This window comes from Sulfitobacter sp. PR48 (assembly GCF_028807335.1).
Taxonomy (GTDB): Bacteria; Pseudomonadota; Alphaproteobacteria; order Rhodobacterales; family Rhodobacteraceae; genus Sulfitobacter.
In genome coordinates this window covers 246668-264541 of record NZ_JARAMM010000002.1, presented here as the reverse complement: position 1 = coordinate 264541, position 17874 = coordinate 246668, and the positions used below count along the sequence as shown (strand labels likewise).

Annotated in this window: 18 protein-coding genes; 11 read left to right on the top strand and 7 right to left on the bottom strand. The window is 62.2% G+C overall.

Features of this window, described 5'->3' with window-relative positions; translation table 11 throughout:
• Window positions 1–23: 23 nt before the first annotated feature.
• From PVW51_RS03970 to PVW51_RS03945, 6 genes are all read right to left on the bottom strand, one after another.
• Window positions 24–893 carry a sulfotransferase gene (locus tag PVW51_RS03970; protein ID WP_274573693.1) on the bottom strand — a complete coding sequence of 290 codons (870 nt, stop codon included), beginning with the start codon at window positions 891–893 and terminating at the stop codon, window positions 24–26.
• Entirely contained in the window at window positions 890–1780 is an 891-nt protein-coding gene (locus tag PVW51_RS03965) for a glycosyltransferase family A protein (RefSeq protein WP_274573692.1), read from the bottom strand. The genes PVW51_RS03970 and PVW51_RS03965 overlap by 4 nt, the downstream gene beginning before the upstream one ends.
• 193 nt (window positions 1781–1973) lie before the next feature.
• Window positions 1974–3164, bottom strand: a complete 1191-nt coding sequence (locus tag PVW51_RS03960; RefSeq protein WP_274573691.1) for a hypothetical protein — start codon at window positions 3162–3164, stop codon at window positions 1974–1976.
• Window positions 3165–3470: 306 nt separating this feature from the next.
• The gene (locus PVW51_RS03955; RefSeq protein WP_274573690.1) at window positions 3471–4622 is read right to left on the bottom strand and encodes a tetratricopeptide repeat protein; all 1152 of its coding nucleotides are present in this window, start codon (window positions 4620–4622) and stop codon (window positions 3471–3473) included.
• A 35-nt stretch (window positions 4623–4657) separates the two neighbouring features.
• A complete protein-coding gene (locus tag PVW51_RS03950; RefSeq protein ID WP_274573689.1) occupies window positions 4658–6223 on the bottom strand; it encodes an SEL1-like repeat protein in 1566 nt (521 codons plus the stop codon).
• Window positions 6224–6388: 165 nt separating this feature from the next.
• Window positions 6389–7159 (bottom strand): prepilin peptidase, encoded by a 771-nt coding sequence (locus PVW51_RS03945; protein WP_274573688.1) that lies wholly within the window; start codon window positions 7157–7159, stop codon window positions 6389–6391.
• Window positions 7160–7251: 92 nt separating this feature from the next.
• On the opposite strand from PVW51_RS03945, the gene gspG reads away from it, so the two are divergent.
• From gspG to gspM, 7 genes are all read left to right on the top strand, one after another.
• On the top strand, window positions 7252–7725 hold the full coding sequence (gene gspG / locus PVW51_RS03940; protein ID WP_269362670.1) for a type II secretion system major pseudopilin GspG: 474 nt from the start codon (window positions 7252–7254) through the stop codon (window positions 7723–7725).
• Entirely contained in the window at window positions 7710–8183 is a 474-nt protein-coding gene (locus PVW51_RS03935; RefSeq protein WP_274573687.1) for a type II secretion system protein, read from the top strand. The genes gspG and PVW51_RS03935 overlap by 16 nt, the downstream gene beginning before the upstream one ends.
• A complete protein-coding gene (locus PVW51_RS03930; protein WP_274573686.1) occupies window positions 8168–8539 on the top strand; it encodes a type IV pilus modification PilV family protein in 372 nt (123 codons plus the stop codon). Before PVW51_RS03935 ends, PVW51_RS03930 begins: the two co-directional genes overlap by 16 nt.
• Entirely contained in the window at window positions 8536–9207 is a 672-nt protein-coding gene (locus PVW51_RS03925; RefSeq protein ID WP_274573685.1) for a type II secretion system protein GspJ, read from the top strand. Before PVW51_RS03930 ends, PVW51_RS03925 begins: the two co-directional genes overlap by 4 nt.
• On the top strand, window positions 9204–10118 hold the full coding sequence (gene gspK / locus PVW51_RS03920) for a type II secretion system minor pseudopilin GspK (RefSeq protein ID WP_269362662.1): 915 nt from the start codon (window positions 9204–9206) through the stop codon (window positions 10116–10118). Before PVW51_RS03925 ends, gspK begins: the two co-directional genes overlap by 4 nt.
• Window positions 10119–10202: 84 nt before the next feature.
• Window positions 10203–11384 carry a type II secretion system protein GspL gene (gspL, locus tag PVW51_RS03915; protein ID WP_274573684.1) on the top strand — a complete coding sequence of 394 codons (1182 nt, stop codon included), beginning with the start codon at window positions 10203–10205 and terminating at the stop codon, window positions 11382–11384.
• A complete protein-coding gene (gspM, locus tag PVW51_RS03910; protein ID WP_274573683.1) occupies window positions 11381–11872 on the top strand; it encodes a type II secretion system protein GspM in 492 nt (163 codons plus the stop codon). Before gspL ends, gspM begins: the two co-directional genes overlap by 4 nt.
• A gap of 3 nt (window positions 11873–11875) precedes the next feature.
• On the opposite strand, the gene PVW51_RS03905 is transcribed toward gspM, so the two are convergent.
• On the bottom strand, window positions 11876–12394 hold the full coding sequence (locus PVW51_RS03905) for a hypothetical protein (RefSeq protein ID WP_274573682.1): 519 nt from the start codon (window positions 12392–12394) through the stop codon (window positions 11876–11878).
• A 121-nt stretch (window positions 12395–12515) separates the two neighbouring features.
• On the opposite strand from PVW51_RS03905, the gene PVW51_RS03900 reads away from it, so the two are divergent.
• The 4 genes from PVW51_RS03900 (at window position 12516) to PVW51_RS03885 (ending at window position 17813) form a co-directional block, all read left to right on the top strand.
• Entirely contained in the window at window positions 12516–12992 is a 477-nt protein-coding gene (locus PVW51_RS03900) for a type II secretion system protein N (protein WP_274573681.1), read from the top strand.
• Window positions 12993–13145: 153 nt separating this feature from the next.
• Complete coding sequence (gspD, locus tag PVW51_RS03895) at window positions 13146–15125, top strand: type II secretion system secretin GspD (protein ID WP_274573680.1); 1980 nt, start codon at window positions 13146–13148, stop codon at window positions 15123–15125.
• Complete coding sequence (locus PVW51_RS03890; RefSeq protein ID WP_269362650.1) at window positions 15118–16602, top strand: GspE/PulE family protein; 1485 nt, start codon at window positions 15118–15120, stop codon at window positions 16600–16602. The genes gspD and PVW51_RS03890 overlap by 8 nt, the downstream gene beginning before the upstream one ends.
• Window positions 16599–17813, top strand: coding sequence for a type II secretion system F family protein (locus PVW51_RS03885; RefSeq protein ID WP_269362648.1), 1215 nt, complete (start codon window positions 16599–16601; stop codon window positions 17811–17813). The genes PVW51_RS03890 and PVW51_RS03885 overlap by 4 nt, the downstream gene beginning before the upstream one ends.
• The last annotated feature ends 61 nt before the right edge of the window (window positions 17814–17874 follow it).

The following is a 17874-nucleotide window of genomic DNA, read 5'->3' as shown; positions in this document are numbered from 1 at the left end:
AAATCCAATGTGCGCAAGATACCTCAATCTCGCGCATTCGCCAAATCCAATTGAAAGTCCGCTACCTCCCGCCGCAGATCGGTGGGAATGACCGACAGATCGTTTGTGCCAGCACGTCCGATGGTGGTCGGACGCACCAGATCCGGGGGCGGCATCGAATCCGCATTGCCGCCGGACAACGCCTTGATCAGATGCCAATAGCGCATCGGGTCGGTGCAGAAATCCTCGTATCGGATGACCATGAAGCGGCCCTGCATCCGTGTCTGGCCATAGGTCAGCGCGCGCCGGTTCGCGGCCAGCCAGTAGCGCAGCTGATGTACGGGCAGCGGCACATCGGGTTCAGGCGAAAGGCCAAGGATATGACCCCAGTTCTGCGCCTGCCAGGTGTTGCCGCTGAAAGCCATATCCAGCCCGTCCCGGACAATGTGGATGTAGCGAAAGTCCGGCAGCAGCTGATCCAGATATGGCAGGAAGACATGGGTGTTCGGTTCTTTCCATCCCCATGGCCCGCCCATGGCGACCGGCGATGCACCGCTTTGCAGCAGATTCCGCGCCTGCGCGATCTTGGCCCCGCTGTCCCATGTCCCGTCTGGCAGCAGGTCCCGTTGCAGCGTCTCGATCAGCGCCTGATCCGACCCCGACAATCCTGCAGCAAGGCCGAGTGTCATCGCCTGCCGGAACAGCCTGATCGCGGTCACGATCTGCGACGCGGGCGGCGGTTTGTCCGTCCAGTTGCGACGTTTGAAAAGGACAGTGAACCACAGATTGTCCAACGGACCGTTCAGATCCTCGCCGATAAACACACCTGCCTGCCGCAACATTGCGGCGACGACCCGGGTGCCACTGCCACCCAGCCCCCCGATCGCCGTGATGGGTCCGGTCGGGACGTTCATTTAAGAAACGGCATCGCTGCGGCGGGCATACCCCCGACATAGATCGGATTTGGTACCGGCACGGGGACAAAGCGTGCGCCGCGCAATTCTGTGTATTCCTCGTGAAAGGCCTGCAACGGACGTTGCCTGGGCGGTGCATTGGTTGCGATCCCGCCGTGCACCTGATGAAAGACGCCTTCACCCAGCAGTTTGACCGGCACGACTCCGGGCTGTTGCAGCACCCGGTTGCGGAAGTCATGGTTACAGAACCCGCCCCCCGGTGACTGGAACGCCGGATCGAAGCCGCCCAAGTCGAGGAACCTGTCCCGGGAAAGGGCGATCCAGCTGCACTCCACCGGGAAATCGCCAAAGAAACCGGTGCCGGACGAGGGCGCTATCGTGGATATGTCAAACAGGCGATACCCGTCCCCGCGCCAGGCTGCCTGTTCCAGCAAGGCGTCTTCGACCGTTTGATTGTACCCCTCCTGCGTCGATTTGGGTTGCACATCCGGCCCCAGATGCCACGACAGCGCACAGACAACCGCCTCGGGATATGCGGTGAAAGCCGACAGGGTGTGATGCAAAATGCCGGGTGTTGCCATGCGTGCGCCATCCACGATCAGTGCCAACACCTCTCCCTTGGCCATCTGCGCACCCAGGTTGATCGCGTCAACGGGGGACTTGCTGGCTGTTTTGTGGAAATGGTATTGAAACTGCGGCCCGAAGCGGGTCACGTCGGCCTTGTCCAGCGGCGCGGAAGAGCCATTGTCAATCACGATCACTTCGTAGTCGTCGGGCTTCACCCCGATCTGATGTGCAAGACTAAGGGAATACAGCGTGCGCGCCGCCTCCCGCCGCATGTTGTGCATGATCACGACAATGGACAGTTTCATGGGGGAAAGGTTCATGTGTGCCCTGTATCTCTTGTGGTCAAACGACAGACGGCGGTGAAAGGTGAAAACCTGGGTTGAACTGCGTTCTGGTCTGCCCGAACAGAGCTACCCCATTGAGATATCGACCTCAATGCGCACCAGCAGAAACGCAAACCGCCACCCCGTTACCGGAGCGGCGGCTTGTCTTTATCTTCGCGGTTCGCCCTGATCAGTTGGCGCTTTTCAGCGTTTCGACTTCCGCTTTCAGCTCTGAAATCAGCGCCTGCTGCTCAAGCGTGTAGAGGGTCAGTTCTTCGACCTTCTCCAGCAACTTCAGCTGCATATCCACGACGTTGAAACGCAGTTCCGAATTGATCTTGTTCGCCGAAGGAACCCCCGGCAGGTGACCGTTTGCTTCGATGAACGCCTCGACTTCTGCCAGCGGCAAGAGCTTGTAATCGGGTTCGAAGACGTAATCCGGCACGTTCAGCGGTGTGCCGTTGACGATGATCTGACCTGTGACGATGACAGCGTCGGAATTGGCATTGTCACCGATCTTCAGCAGGTTGTTGTCCGCGCCTTCGTCCACCTTGATCGGTGTGTTGCCACCGACCACACCGATGTTCAGACGCCCGGAATCCGCCTGCGCGCGGAATTCCCATGTCCCCGCGACCGCACCAGCGGTTTCCAGTGCAAAGGACGCGTCATTGCCCGCGCCGTTGGCCTCGATCAAAAGGTTCGCAGGACCGCTGGACCGTTTCACATGCAAAGATGCTTCGGGGCTTGTGCCTGCGCTCATACCTACGTTTTCGTTGCCGGCAATATGGATGGACGATGTTGCAGCGCCGGGCGCGATGCGGAATGGCAACGTGCTCCCGTTGGAAGCGTCACGAATGAAAAAGTTCGTCTCATTGCCGGCCACGTCCCAAGTTTGCGCCGCAAACCCGCTGGATGTGTCCTGCTCAAGACGCAGAGTCGGCGTGTTGCCACTCCTGGCATGCAGATCGACAACGGGCGTCGCAGTTCCGAAGCCCACCTTCCCCGAGCCGTTCACAAAGATCGAGTTCGAACGCGCACCGGACAGAATGGTGAACGGCGTTCTGCCACTGTCGATTTCATCGACGGAAAACTTGTTGGCGCCGCCGTTCGTGGAATCGTTGAAAGTCAGTTGCCAGTCCACGCTCGGGAAAGCGCCAACGGACGTATCCATCGCCTTGATCCGCAGATTGTTTTCCTTGAGCCGGATCGTGTCGGAACCGAAGGCCTCGCCGTTGGCACAATCGAACCCCACGCAAAGCGACCGCGTAATGATCACGTCGTCGGCTTGAACGATATCCGCCATCGCCATGCCGGATGTCAGCAACAGGGCACCCGCGGCCAGCGCGGTGCTACCCCTTATTCTGGATACAGTAATAGACATGTTAATTTCCCTTCATAATATGCGGTCAATGCCGCGAAATCATTTGTCAGCAATGGTCGGCTGTCAGTTTCGGCCGCTTTGCGCATTGTTCGCACCGACCGTTTAAAAGAAAGAAATACAAATTCGCTAAATCGCACCGACCGCAGCTGCCTAGTTTAATAAAATATCAAACAAGGCCTGCCGCAGGCAAACATTATCTCAAAATCGTCTTGTTTCGAAGCATTTTGTTATGCTTTCAACCAATTGTCACTGATCCCCGAACAGTGGCGAAGTCAATCTTCTACTTAAGGTAGAAATTCGCGCAGGTCAGGGAATCACTTTGGCGCGTGCCTGAGCCTCGTTTATCTGCGCCGCTGTCATCTGCTTGATGTAGCCATCGCTCATGTTTTTTGCCTCTTCCGCGCCCCCCGCCGCCGCCCGCAGGATCCACATCTGTGCTAGTACGAAGTCCTGCGGCACTCCTTTCCCCTGAAAATAAAGGCTGCCGAGATTGGCCATGGCTGGCGCATATCCGGCTTCGGCGGCCCCGCGGAACAGGGCGGCGGCCTGGAATTGATTTTGAAACGACGCATCGGGCGATTGCAGCAAGACCCAACCCAGTTGGAACATCGCAACCGGGTCCCCGCCGGAGGCCCGGGATTGCACATCTTTCAGCACCTGCTCGGACAGATCCAGCGGTTTGAGCCGCGCATCATAGATCAAGGCAGATTGCTGTTCTGCATCGGGTTCAATCTGCCTTCCCCCGGCGCGGTACAGCGCCTTTGCCCGCTCTTCATCAAGCTCGACCCCATAACCATTCTCGTAAAGCACGCCCAGATTGGTCATCGCGGTTGGCAGCCCCAATTCGACTGCAGCGCTAAAATACTCTGCCGCGCGCGCATAATCCTGCGGCACGCCGGTGCCCCGCACGTAAAGAAGCCCCAGATTGTTCAACGCACGCCCGTTGCCCTGCGCCGCAGGACCCTCGTAAAGCTCAAGCGCACGAAGATAATCCTGCGCGACCCCACGCCCTTCCTGGTAGAGAACACCAAGGCTGACAGCGGCATCATCCAGGCCGGCGTCGGTGGCCTGCTGATAAAGCTGTGCCACCCGGCCCATATCGTCTCCGACCACTTCCAAGGCGCGCGCCAGATCATAGACATGATGCGGATCACCAGATGCCGCAGCGCTCTCGAAAAGGCGCAAGGCCTCTTCGACATCCTTGTCGCCGCCCAGCCCCTCGAAGCGGTAGCGCGCCAATTGGTTGCTGGCACCCGGATGCCCCTGTGCCGCAGCAAGCGCGAACCACCGCGCCGCCGCTGCATAATCCTCCGAAGCGCCATCGCCCCTGTGGTAACGCATGCCCAGCGCGAATTGCGCTTCGGCCTGCCCGGCCTCTGCCGCCACTTCCAACTCGGCCAACGGTAGTTTGTCCAGGGTCTGCGCCCAGACCGACCCGCCCGAACAAACCAGTGCCAAGGCAAGGACCGCGTGAAGTACCGGACGGAACGCCATCAGTCGCGCGCTGTCGGTTCGGAGGCACCGGGATCAGAGGTCCGGACCACCTGATCCGTCTGCGGGGCGCGCGCCCGCGCCGTGTCGAAATACGCGCGGGCCTCGGCCTGTGCCTCGGCGATCTGATCCGGCGTCATCAGGTCACCGACAACCGCCCTTGTCTCTGCCGCTTCCGGGTGTCCGCTGGCGGCCGCGATGTTCAGCCACTTGTGCGCCGCGACATAATCCAGATCGACCCCGTCACCGGTTACATACAGATTGCCCAGCTGAAACTGTGCGGGAACACTTCCCGCCATGGCGGCGCGCTGGATCAGGTCGACGCCTTCAGCCTTCTTGCCTTCCTTTTGCAGATAGAATTCTCCCAGGTTGACCTGCGCGATCCGCACCCCGGCATCCGCCTGGCCCAAGAGCCATGCCTCAGCCTCTGCATCGGCATTCTGGATCAGGTCGGTCATGACCCAGGGAACCGCCTGATGCGGCGACATCAGACCGTCAAGCAGCCCGGCCTTGGCCATCTGCGAAATTGCCAGCGCGCCATTCAACTCACCCTGCTGTGCCGCCTTGTCATAAAGCGCCACAGCCTTGGCCAGGTCCTGTTCCGTTCCTGTACCGTTTGCATAAAGCTGCCCGAGCGCAAAGGTGGATCGGCCCAGGTTCAGGTCCGACGCCTGTTCGAACCACCTGAGCGCCTTGTTGTAATCCTGCGGCAACAAACCACCGCTGACATAACCGATGCCAAGGTTGTGCATGGCCGACCGGTCGCCCGCCTCTGCCGCGGCACCAAGCCAGCGCAGGGCCTCTGCCGCGTCTGGTGTCACACCATCTGCCCCGGCAAGATACTTGGTTCCCAGTTCGCGCTGAGCCTGCGGCTGTCCGTTCTCGGCGGCCCGACGAAACCAGTCCAGCGCCGCTTGCTTGTCCACGGGCACCCCGCCGCCATTGTCCAGCGCATTGGCCAGAAAATACTGTGCTTCAGGCAAACCGGCCCCGGCAGCTTCTTCCAGCCAGCGCAGCGCCTCCTGCGGGTTTGCTTCGGTGCCCTGCCCCCGGGAATAGGCTTTGCTCAGCTCGAATTGAGCGTGCATGTTGCCGCCCTCGCTTGCCGCGAGAAACCAGTCAAAGGCACGGCCGAGATCCTGTTCCACCCCTTTGCCGGACAGCAAAAGCAGCCCAAGGTAATATTGCGCTTCGGCATCGCCGCGTGTCGCGGCGTTCGACAACAGCTCCGCAGCGCGCTCCGCGTTCCCTTCGCCCTTGCTGCTGAGCAAGACACGCGCCAGCAGCGTGGCTGCATCCGCATTGTTCTGCGCGACCGCTTTCTCAAGCCAGCCGACGGCGCCCTGCACGTCTCTCGGCCCGCCTGTGCCCTCCAGCAGAACCCGCCCATAGCGATATTGCGCGAGGGCTGTGCCCTCCTGCTCGGCCAGGGTCTTGAGCCCCCTGCGGACAAAGACGAAATCGCCGCGTTGCCACGCCTGTTCGACCTCTGTCATGGTTGCAGGCGCGGCTGCTTCATCTGTCGCGCTGTCGGATGTGGCGCTGCTGTCCTGCGCAGCCAATGGCACAGCCAGTCCCGCAAGCAAAAGGGTCACCGAAAGAAGGCGGGTTGCGGAATTCTGAAATGAAATCATATGCTCGCTCGGATAAGGGGACAGGTGCCGCAGCAATGGTCCTGCAGGCGAAATTTCTAAATGCACCGCGACCATACCCGGCGCGAACGTGAAGTCAATTCACCAGGCCATGGGCGCCAGCTGCGGTCCGGTCAGCCAGAGCATCGCCGCAGCGGCACAGAGGGCGGCGCCAAATGGCAGGGGGCGGTCGGCAGCAAGCGACTGTCTGTTCACCAACCTCTGTCCCAGCGCGACCACCAGGGCCGTGACCGCCGCAAGCAGAACCAGAAGCGGCAGGTCGTATGGCCCGCTAAAGGCCCCGAGCCCCACCATCAGCTTTACATCCCCCAGACCCAGCCCTTCGCGCCGCCGCACCAGCCAATAGCCCCAGCGCAGGGCGGCGAAACTGCCCGCGCCCAGCGCCGCGCCCAATGCGGCCTGTTCCAGACCCACACCCTGCGGTGCCAGCGCCATGGCAAAGGCCACCAGCGCCAGCGCTGCCGTCAGCGGATCGAACAGCCGAAACCACATCAGGTCTGCTGTTGCCAGCACCGCAAGAAGCCACAGGAAAGCCGCCGACAAGACAACCTCCGTCGCGCCACCGCCGCGCAGGACAGCCAGAATACCAAAGCCAAGGCATATCAGTTCAAGATAGAGCAGCCAGGACGGTATCGCGGCACCACAGTTTTTGCACCGCCCGCGCTGGATCAGAAACGACAGGATCGGGACCATCTGCCAAGCCTTGAGCGCCGCACCGCAGCTGCGACACCCCGATGCGCGCAGAACGGTATCCTCTCCGCGCGGCAGCCTGTCCACAAGCACGGCGAGGAAAGACCCGATTGCCGGGCCGAGCAGGATCACCAGCAATAGCAACGGCTGCGCCCCTGTCATCCGACCGGCCGTCCCTTCAAATTTTGCAACATCGCATAGACAATCATATCGCCCCCCTCCTATCATGTGCTGAATTGAAAAGGACATATTTGATGAAACGTGCTGCTTCGCGCAGAAACATTGACCGGGCAGGGACACCATCCAGACGCGACGCAGGTTTTTCGCTGCTGGAACTGATGGTTGTGGTCGTCATCCTGTCAATTCTTGCTCTGGTGATTGTCCCCCGTGTCATTGACCGCCCCGATCAGGCCCGTGCCGCGCGTGCGCAATCGGATATCGCTGCAATTTCCGGTGCGGTGAACCTCTACCGTCTGGACAATTTTCGCTATCCGACCACCGAACAGGGATTGGCCGCGCTGGTGAACCCGCCAACCACCGATCCGCAGCCGCCGAACTGGGCAACAAACGGCTACATGGAGCGGCTGCCCATCGACCCATGGGGCCAGCCCTATCAATACCTGCAACCGGGGGTCCACGGGGATTTCGACGTGTTCTCCTATGGTGCGGACGGGGTGTCGGGCGGCACCGGTCCGGATTCCGACATCGGATCATGGAACCAGAACTGAAATCCAATCCTGCGCCCGACCGGGGCTTTACCCTGATCGAATTGCTTGTTGTCATCTCGGTGCTTGCGGTGCTTTCGGTGGGGGCAACGCTGGCAGTATCCGGCCGCGGAACGGACAGCGCCGCATCGGATCGCGCCTGGTTCGAGACACAGTTTCGCGCCCTTCAGGACCTTGCGATGCAGGGACGCAACAGCAAGGGTCTGAACATCACGCCGGAAGGCCTCGGCTTTGCCCGCAGAACCGACCAAGGCTGGGACATCGGCGACCCGGTTCGCCGCTGGCAAAGTGATGTGACCATCGCCAATCTTCAGCCGCGGCCGGGGCTGGATGAACCCCAGATCATCCTGCTGGCGAACGGGCAGACAACCGCCTTCAACATCCTGTTTTCAGGGAGCCGTGGCGCATCGCGAAGCTGCCGGAGCGACGGATGGACGGGGCTGAAATGCGGCGGCGATTGAAGGGTGACAGGGGCCTGACCCTGATCGAACTGGCCGTCGCCGTGCTGGTCCTGGCAATCGGAAGCATTGCCGCCCTGCGCGCCGCCGATCAATCGCGGCTGGCCATCGGCGGTGCCGCGGACCGGCTGCTGGCACAGATCGTGGCCCGGAACCGGGCCGAGGAACTGCGCCTGCTCCCGACCGAGGAACGCGCCGCCCTGCCAACAGAAATCACCATGGGCGGCCAGACGATCAGCCTGACTACTACCACCAAGACAACCGCCGCCGGACTGACCGAGACAACGGTGACAGCCCGGGCACAGCGCGGCGGCGGCGCGATTTTCGTGATCTACCTCCCGGTGGAGCCCGCATCATGACCGATCGGCGCCGTGATACCGGGATGACCCTGATCGAACTTGTGGTGGCCATGGCGATCTTTGCACTGGTTGCCGTCATGGGGCTTCAGGGGCTGTCCGGCATGCTGCACATCCGGGACCGGTTGACAGAACTGGATGACAGCACCTCGGAGCTGTCACGCGCAGTCGCCCTGATGCGCAACGATCTGACAGCGATCATGCCGATGCGGTTCTTTCCCCCGGACAGCCCGTCGGCAGAGGCCGTCGGGCAAAGCACCGATGGGCGCGTCTTTTCCCTTTCGGTATCGGGGCAACCTGCCCTGGGCGCGCCGGAGTTGTCCGATCACCTGCAGCGCGTGGAATGGCGGCTGGCGCCCGAGGACGGCAGGCTTTTCCGGCGCGTCTGGACAACACTCATCCCGGCAGACACACAGGCCCTGCAGCCTGAAATCACGGTAATGGCCGGTGTCGAAGACCTGCGCATCCGCAGCTACTGGAGCGGCCTGGGCTGGGTCGACGGGCCAACCAACCCGATGCTGCAGAACCGACCGGCCCCAAGCGCCGAAGAAGACGACGACCGGGTAGGTCCGGCTGCGGAAATCTACTCAGACTTCATCCCGCTGGCGATCGAAGTTACGCTGGTCACCACAACATGGGGCGAGATCACCTTGATCGAGACACTGAAATGACCCGCCAGGCCGGTTTCGTGCTGGTGAATGCGCTGGTGATTGTTGCGGCCCTTGCCGGGGCAGCGGTGTTCCTGCTGACCCGGGCCGAAGGCGGTCGCGCGCGTTTGCAGGCCAGCCAGACCGCCGGACAACTCAGCTATTATCTGGATGCCTTCGATGCGCTGGCGATCACCATGCTGAATGCCGACCTGATGACCAGCAATCATGATGATGCCAATGAAGCCTGGGCAAAGACCGACATCGCCGTTCCGCTGGACCGGGGCCGCGTCGCCGGCCGGATTCTGGATCAGCAGGCATTGTTCAACCTCAACTGGCTGAATGACCCAACCCATGACGCGGCGCAGAGCGCCTTTGACAAGCTCCTGCAACGGGCCAGCCTGTCGCCCCGCGTCGGCGATCTGATCAGGGATTTCATTCAACCGGGCGGACCGGACAACAAACGCGCCTATGCCGCGCTGACCCCGGCCCGCGCCCCGATTGGCGGTGCCCTGCTGATGTTTGACCAGATCAGCGAGATCCCCGGCCTCAGACCACAGGAAACAGACCGCCTGCGCACCGTTGCGACTGCTCTGCCCGGCGGGCTTCCGGTGAACATCAACACCGCCTCCGTCGAGATGCTCGTGGACCTCATGCCGACACTGCCGCCAAGCACGTTGTACCAGATACTGAACACCCGCGACCGGACGCCTTTTCTGTCTGTCGATGGTTTCATCGACGCGCTGGAAGATCGCCTGGGCGAGCAGTTGCCGGAAGAATTTTCACCAGCACGCCTCACGGTGTCCTCGGAATGGTTCCGCACAGACATCGCTGCCGAACTGGACGGGCAACATGCAAGACGCATGACATTGCTTTACCGTCTCAACCGCCAGAGCGGGACACATGTGCGCCTCCGGGTCAGCCAATATGACTGACTTGGATGCCTGCCCATTGATCAATCCTCGCGGAGCCTGCATCGTGGCACCGCAGAAATGGGCGGGATACGACAGGTGACCGAAGTGGCCACATATGACGCGGGCAAGGACTTTGTCGCGCTGACCGGCGACGGCACTACCCCCGGTGCCCAGCAGGTTGCGGTTGTCTGCGGCGCGGATGTTCCGGTCATCACTCTGGACCTACCCCCTGGCCTGCGCGGGCAGGCCCGCGAGCAGGTCGCCCGCCGCCAATTGCAGGACCGCGCAGGGCTGACGGCGGAAACCACCGAGATCAGGCCCATCTATCCCCCGAAGCAGAGCGAGAAATGGTCGAAGGTCCTGATCGCGGACGCCGCCCTGTTGGCAGAGTGGAAGGCCATCGCCGGCCCACATTGCCGCGCTGTTTTGCCCGACTACCTGTCCTTGCCGACCGCCTCCGGCATCTGGTCGATGGCGATGCGGAACGACATGCTGATGGTGCGCCTTGGACCTGACGAAGGCTTCACCGCGCAACCTGATCTGGCAATGGTGATGCTGGAAATGCAGCTTGATCAGGCCAGGGACATCCTCCCCGGTGCCATATTGTGCCTTGGCACCGCACCGGACGGGCTGAAAGCACTTGCTGACAGCCACGACGTCCCACTCATCGCCTCCCCCGCCGAGGCCAAGGGCCTGGGGCTGGAAGTGCCTGCCGTTCTTACCCATGGCGAGATTGAATTCGATCTGCGGCGCGATCCGCAGATGGCGCGGACCAAATTACGTAAACAGGTCCTGCCCTGGCGCTGGCCGCTGCTTTTCGCGCTGATTGCCGCAGGCCTGTGGTCGGCCTCTCAGGTCATCGAAACGCGGCGGATCGAAACCCGAACCGCCCAACTGAACACCCAGACCCGTGAATTGGTACGCGACAAATTCATCCCGACGGGGCCGCTGCTGGACATGCGCATTCAGGTCAGCCAGGTGCTGGCCGAGCGTCAGCTGCGCGCAGCGGGCTGGCAGGACAAGATAACGGCGCTGGACCTTTTTGCCACAGCCGCCGGCGTTCTCAGCACCCGTGGCGTGGAAACCGATCAGGTCAGCACCGTATCCGCAACAGAGGTTGCTCTGGATGTGACAATGCCCGATTTCGCCAGCGTCGACCAGCTTGCCAGCGACCTGCGCGCGGCCGGGCTGACGGTAACTGTCGTGCAATCGCGTGTCAGCGAAGGCTCCGCCGCCGTGCGCAGCGAAATCCGCCTGCGCCCCCCCGGAACGGAGGCGGCAAAATGAGCGGACGGTTGATTGATTTTCTGCTTCAGCGGTCCGTGCGCGAAAGGATGTTGCTGGCCCTGCTCTTTGCTGTCGGCCTGCCCCTGCTTGTGATTTTTGCGGTTCTGCTGCCATTGAAGGACGGCAGGGATGCTGCGCTCGCGGAAAATGCCGAGGCCGTTGCGCTGAACATCTGGGTCCGGGACCGCGCTGCCGAACTGGACCAGATCGCCCAGGGCCCGGAACAGGCAGCGACCGCACCGATCGGATCAAGCGCCATAGAGGAAAGCCTGATCGCTGCTGGTCTGCGGCCCTTTGTCAGCGAGTTGGCGGTGGCGGACCAGGGCGTCGTCGAATTGCGGTTCGATCAGGTCAAATTCACCGCCTTGGCAGACTGGATGTCCGCCAACAGCCGCAGTTGGGGCTATGACATCTCGTCCTTCCGCTTCGAAACAACAGAGGAATCCGGCAAGGTCAGCGCCAGGCTGGCCCTGACCCCGGCCTCCTGAACCTTACCTCATCCCGCTGAGACGCGACTGGATGCTGGCCTTGCGGCCCGCCAGGCTGCCCAGGGGGTCCAGATCAGGGTTGGTCGCCAGCACTTCGGTCAGCGCCGCCTCTGCCTGCTCAAGGTAGGATTTTCCGGTCTCCCTGTCGCCTTTTGCCAGCGCCTTGAGGCCAAGTTCATGCACCGCGGTGGCCTGCACAGACAGGGCTGCCGCACGTCCGTCGCCATTTTGCGACTGCGCCAGCTTGCCCGCTTCCTGCGCGGCGGCATCGAAATCACCCGCGCGGAGATAGCCATGGGAAAGCTCCAGACGGATACGCGGCTCGAACCCGCCTGCATCGGGAACAAGACGTTTGTAGACGCGGTTCGCCTTGGCAAAATCGCCGCCTTCCAAGGCGTTTCGCGCAGTAGAATACTCTGTTTCAAAGGACTTTTGACCAAGGCTGCCGTTCTCGGCACAGCTTGAGATCAGAAGGGCGCACAGAACAATCGTCCCGGCCCGGGCGTGTGTGTATACCTGCATTTGCCTGCTCTTTATTTATTGGTTTATTAAGTTTACCTTTACCACAGGACGGGATTTGCGTCTACAAATCCCGACCCGAACGCGCAGGAGCGGTGCAACAATGCGACTGATAGCTGCGATAATGACACTGATTGCCCTCGCCGCCTCGGGGCTGGCGGGTCAAAAGCTTCATGAAACGCTGAACACCCCCAGCGACGAAGTCACAGGCATCCGTGTCACGGATGGCGAAGTTGCCGAACCGCAACCACCGGCCCAGCCGCCAAGACCAAGGCGCTGGCCCGCCGTGTTCGGGGAGCTTCAGCCCCCCAAACCGCCGCCCGCTGCCGAACCGCAGCCACCCGCCCCGACGCCCGAACCTCAGCCCCCGCGCCCCCCGCTGGACAGTCTCGGCTATGCCCTGAAAGGGGTTGTGCGCGTGGATCAGAAGATCTGGGCGATGGTGTCGCATCCCACCGGCGATCAACTGATGCGGGTGGGCGACACGCTCAGCAACGGGGCGACCGTCAAGCGCATCGACGAGCAGGGTGTGTGGGTCGACAACGGGGGTGATGATCTGGCGCTCCTCGGATTTGTCGAGGAAAAGCAACCGCCCGGCTGACATTGCCGCGCGACCGATTGGCCACATCCCGCGGGATTGCGCATGAAAGACGTGCATCGCTGTCGATTATGCGCTAGGATTCAAGCCAATACATGGCAAATCCCCGAATGCGGTCATCAAGAACCTGCACCGGGCTTGAGGCAGAGAGCGGTCATGAAACGTATTTTATCCCTGAGGGCGGCAATGCTGGCCCTTTCTATGGCATGTTGTCAGGCTCTCGCCTGGGTTGTGGTCACGGCCCCCCCGGCTGCTGCCCAGATTGAACTGGATCTGCGCGATGCGGATCTGCGCAGCTTTGTCGAGATCGTGTCAGAGGCAACCAACCGCAGCTTTGTGCTGGACCCCAATGTGCGCGGCACTGTCACCGTGCTGGCCCCCGATACGCTGACCCCGGCGGAACTCTACGACGTCTTCCTGAACGTTCTTGAACTGAACCGGCTGACCATCGTGCAGGGATCCAGCGTTGACCGGATCGTCCCGATGAACGTTGCGCGCGAATTGTCCTCCGGCCCGGCACGGACCGCACCCAAAGGCTTCGAGACCCGGGTGATCGAGGTCAACAATGTACCGCTGACAGAGATCATCGAAGTGATCCGCCCCCTGCTCCCCGCGGAGGCCGTGCTGTCCCCCGTTCCGGGGTCCAACCTGCTGATCCTGTCGGACAGGGGCCAGAACCACGCCCGGATAGAAGCCTTGATCCGCCGTCTGGACACCCCGCGCGAACGGCCCATCGAAATGGTACGCCTGCGCAATGCCGATGCCGCCGAGGTGCTGCAGGTGATCCAGTCCATGCAGATCGTTCCCGACGATGCGGCGGTCTCCATCGACCGGCGTTCCAATGCGCTGATCGTCTCCGGCTCTGACAGCCTGGTGCAGCAGATCCGCACGCTTGCCTCGCGGCTGGACACGCAGAACGCCAATGTCGCCTCCCGCGCGGTCGAATTGAACTATGCCGATGCCACCCGTCTTGCGGATGTGGTGACCCGCGCCATCACCAACGAACAACGCGCCGAAACCGATGCGGCTGTCCGGATCATTGCGGAGACACAGACAAATACCCTGCTGATCACCGCCCCGCCCGAACAGATGGGCGACATCATCGAAATGGTACATTTCCTTGATCGCCGCCCCACCCAGGTGCTGGTCGAAGCGGTCATCTTTGAAATGTCGGTCATTGGCTTTGCCGACCTGTCCGCGCAATTCGGCGCAATCCTCAACGACGCGATCATCGGCGGCGTGGAGTTCACTCTGGACGGGCGTCCCAGCCTGACCAGCCTTGTGTCCTCCGTTCTGAACAACACCACAAACACCGTGCCGACGCCGGGCAACGGCGGCTATTTCGGCGTCGGCGCGCGCAATTCCAGCGGTGAGGGCATCGTCGGGCTGCTCGGCGCCATCGCCTCCACAAATTCGACCCGCCTTTTGTCCACCCCCTCGATCATGACCCTGAACAACCAGGAAGCCGAGATCGTGGTGGCGCAGAACGTGCCGTTCGTGACCGGTTCCTTCGCCCAGGTTGGCGAAACCGCCCAGCCGGACAACCCGTTCCAGACCATCGAACGCCAGGATGTGGGCCTGACCCTCAAGGTGACACCGCAGATCAATGCGGACCGCACCGTGCGGATGGAGATCGAACAGGAAGTATCGAACCTGACCAACAGCAAGTCCTCAGCGGGGGGAGAGATCACGGCACGCCGGGCCCTGTCCACAACCGTTCTGGTGCGCGACGGCAATGTGATCATGTTGGGCGGGCTTCTGGAAAATGGCTCCGGGTCCGTGTCGCAACGGGTTCCAGGGCTCAGCAAATTGCCACTTGTCGGTGGTCTGTTCCGGGGCAAGAACGCCAACAAGAACCAGCGCGTGCTGCTGGTCATGTTGCGCCCGCGGGTGGTCAAGGATGACCACGAGGCCCGCAAGATCACCACAGCGATTGCCCGTGAGGCGAAAAACGCGACCCTTGCGCTGCAACCCCCCGATGATGGACAGTACCCGAAGACGCCCAGTGGCACCCTGCCCTTCGATGGCGTGGATTTGAACCAACCCTTTGACGCCGGATTTGTCGATGACTTTGCGCAAAACCGAAACTATCCCCCCCTCCCGACCCGGCTTCGGTTCAAAGGAGGACGTGACTGATCCGGCCCCGGCAGAGCGGCGTTTGCCGTTCGTCTTTGCCCGCGATCAGCAGGTGATACTGGATGGTTCGGATATCATCCTGGGACCGGCCGCCACCCAGACAGGCCTGCGCGAGGCGCAGCGGCGCGCGGCAAGGCAGGGGCCGCTGACCCTTGTCACCCAGGATGCAGCAGGTTTCGAAACAACGCTGGCACGGGTCTATCAATCCAAGGACGACAGCACCGACACGCAGAACACGTTGTCCTTTGACCTGGAAGACACCGGCGGCGGTGGTCAGGGTCCGGCCCGCCAGCGCGATCTTCTGGAAGATTCCGGCGATGCTCCGGTCATTCAACTGGTGAATCAATTGCTGCGCCGCGCCGTGACGGCGGGTGCGTCGGACCTGCACATCGAGCCCTATGAAGGCGGCCTGCGGGCGCGAATGCGCGTTGATGGCTTTCTCAAGACGGTGATGGACCGCTCTGACGTGCCCGTAAAGCGGGTGGTGTCGCGGCTCAAGGTCATGGCCGGTCTCGACATCGCGGAAACGCGGCTGCCGCAGGACGGGCGCATCCCCCTGTCCTTGGGCGGGCGGCAGATCGACACTCGCGTCAGCTCGCTTCCCGGCAACTACGGCGAACGGATCGTTCTGCGGATTCTCGACCGCTCTGCCGGGCTCATGGAATTGTCCGACCTGGGTCTCAGCAAGGATCAGGTCACGCTGCTGCACCGGCTGGCGGCGCTGCCGAACGGCGTGATCCTCGCCACCGGGCCAACAGGTGCGGGCAAGACGACAACACTCTACTCCCTGCTGAAGCTGGCCAACCGGGACGAGCGCAATATCGTCACTGTCGAGGATCCCATCGAATACGATCTTCCCGGCATCTCCCAGTCCCAGATCAACGCCGAGATCGGGATGACCTTTGCCAACGGGCTGCGCGCCACCCTGCGGCAGGATCCGGATGTGATCCTCGTGGGGGAGATCCGCGACGGCGAAACCTCCAGCGTGGCCGCACAGGCCGCACTGACCGGGCACCTCGTGTTTTCCTCCCTGCACGCCAACGGATCGGTGGGCGCGGTGGTGCGCCTGCGCGACCTGGGGCTGGACGACTTCCTGATCGCGGCCACCCTGCGCGGCGTGATTGCCCAGCGGCTGCTGCGCCGCCTGTGCAGCGCCTGCCGCCGCCCCCATGCACCAAGCGAGGCCGAGGCCGAACATTTCAACCGACATGGCCTGCGGGTTCCCGAAACCATTTACGCCGCAGAAGGCTGCACAGCCTGCGGCAATTCCGGTTATGCGGGCCGGGTCGGTATCTTCGAGATGATCGAAGTAGGTGAAGCCCTGCGTGCGGCCATTGATGCCGGCGCCAGCGAAGCCGAGATGCGCAGGCTGGCACTGACCGGGCGGGAAACCTTGATCGGACAAGGCCTGATCGAAGTCGCGGCGGGACGGACCAGCATCGCCGAGACCCTCCGCGTGGTCGGGGACGTCGCGTGAGAGCCTACGCCTATGTCGCGTACACCAAAGCGGGAAAGCGCAAATCCGGCACGGTGATCGCCGATACCGAAGCCCATGCCGCTGCCCAGCTCGCCGAAAAGGGCCTTTTCGTCTCTGAGCTGAATGAACGGCGCAACAGGACGACATCGGGGCTTTTTTCCGGTCAGAGACGCACCACCCTGAGCCCTGACCTTCAAGCGGTGTTCACCCGGCAAATGGCTGTCCTGCTGGGTGCCGAACTGCCGGTGGACGAAGCATTGGAAGCGGTCCGGCAAGGCGGACACCCCAGCCTTGATGCGGTGGCCGCGCGGGCGCGCGCGGATCTGATGGATGGCTCGACCCTGTCGGATGCATTGCGACGGACGCAGGCGGGCTTTGCCCCCTATTATGTCGCATCCGTCCGGGCCGGTGAGACGGCCGGCAACCTCGCCGGTGTGTTCAACGAACTTGCCGATCACCTTGAAAACCAGGGCGTGGACAAGGCACAGATCTCGACAGCGCTGATCTATCCTGCATTTGTCGCCGCTGTCGCCCTGCTGGTCTGTGCGATCCTCATGGTCAACGTCGCACCTGAAATCGTGGCGATGTACGAGCTGTCCGACCAGCCGCTGCCCTCCATCACGCAGGTGGTGCTGGGCATCAGCAACTGGATACAGGCCAATTTCACCATTCTGCTGATCGGCCTGGCCTGCCTTGTCGCTTTCGGCTTTGCCTCCGGGCGTGTGCCTGCCATCCGTGCCCAGCGCGACAAGCTGTTCTTGCGCCTGCCATTGGTGGGCCGTTTCATGCGCCTGTCCGCCGCCGTGCAATATCTGCGCACGCTGGCGCTGGTTCTCAGCAGCAGGAACACCGTGCCGGTCGCCATCCAGAACGCTTCCGAAGTCTTGGATGTGGCCCGGTTCCAGCAGGAAGCCGCACAGGTTTCGCTGGCGATCTCGCGGGGCGAGACGATGTCGCAGGCGCTGCGCGCGCTGACGATCATCCCGCCCGTCGCAAGACAACTCATCCAGGCGGGGGAGGCCTCTGTCAGGCTGGCCAGCATGACAGAACGCAGCGCGGTGCTGGTCGAGAACGGCCTTTCCACCGAACGCAAACGCATTGCCGCATTGCTTGAACCGGCCTTGATGATGCTGGTGGGCGCAATGGTGCTGGTCATTGTCCTTGCCGTGCTGCTGCCGATCTTCGACCTGCAGGCCGTTGTGGCGGGCTGAGCCCCGGTTCCGGCGCGGGTCCTGCACTTGCGGTAACGCCCGCCCAGCTGATCGAATGCCC

Excerpts from the sequence above, each read along its gene's own strand:
- PVW51_RS03970 (WP_274573693.1), bottom strand. The coding sequence starts at position 893 with ATGAACGTCCCGACCGGACCCATCACGGCGATCGGGGGGCTGGGTGGC.
- PVW51_RS03965 (WP_274573692.1), bottom strand. The coding sequence starts at position 1,780 with ATGAACCTTTCCCCCATGAAACTGTCCATTGTCGTGATCATGCACAAC.
- PVW51_RS03960 (WP_274573691.1), bottom strand. The coding sequence starts at position 3,164 with ATGTCTATTACTGTATCCAGAATAAGGGGTAGCACCGCGCTGGCCGCG.
- PVW51_RS03945 (WP_274573688.1), bottom strand. The coding sequence starts at position 7,159 with ATGACAGGGGCGCAGCCGTTGCTATTGCTGGTGATCCTGCTCGGCCCG.
- gspG (WP_269362670.1), top strand. The coding sequence starts at position 7,252 with ATGAAACGTGCTGCTTCGCGCAGAAACATTGACCGGGCAGGGACACCA.
- PVW51_RS03935 (WP_274573687.1), top strand. The coding sequence starts at position 7,710 with ATGGAACCAGAACTGAAATCCAATCCTGCGCCCGACCGGGGCTTTACC.
- PVW51_RS03930 (WP_274573686.1), top strand. The coding sequence starts at position 8,168 with ATGCGGCGGCGATTGAAGGGTGACAGGGGCCTGACCCTGATCGAACTG.
- PVW51_RS03925 (WP_274573685.1), top strand. The coding sequence starts at position 8,536 with ATGACCGATCGGCGCCGTGATACCGGGATGACCCTGATCGAACTTGTG.
- gspK (WP_269362662.1), top strand. The coding sequence starts at position 9,204 with ATGACCCGCCAGGCCGGTTTCGTGCTGGTGAATGCGCTGGTGATTGTT.
- gspM (WP_274573683.1), top strand. The coding sequence starts at position 11,381 with ATGAGCGGACGGTTGATTGATTTTCTGCTTCAGCGGTCCGTGCGCGAA.
- PVW51_RS03905 (WP_274573682.1), bottom strand. The coding sequence starts at position 12,394 with ATGCAGGTATACACACACGCCCGGGCCGGGACGATTGTTCTGTGCGCC.
- PVW51_RS03900 (WP_274573681.1), top strand. The coding sequence starts at position 12,516 with ATGACACTGATTGCCCTCGCCGCCTCGGGGCTGGCGGGTCAAAAGCTT.
- gspD (WP_274573680.1), top strand. The coding sequence starts at position 13,146 with ATGAAACGTATTTTATCCCTGAGGGCGGCAATGCTGGCCCTTTCTATG.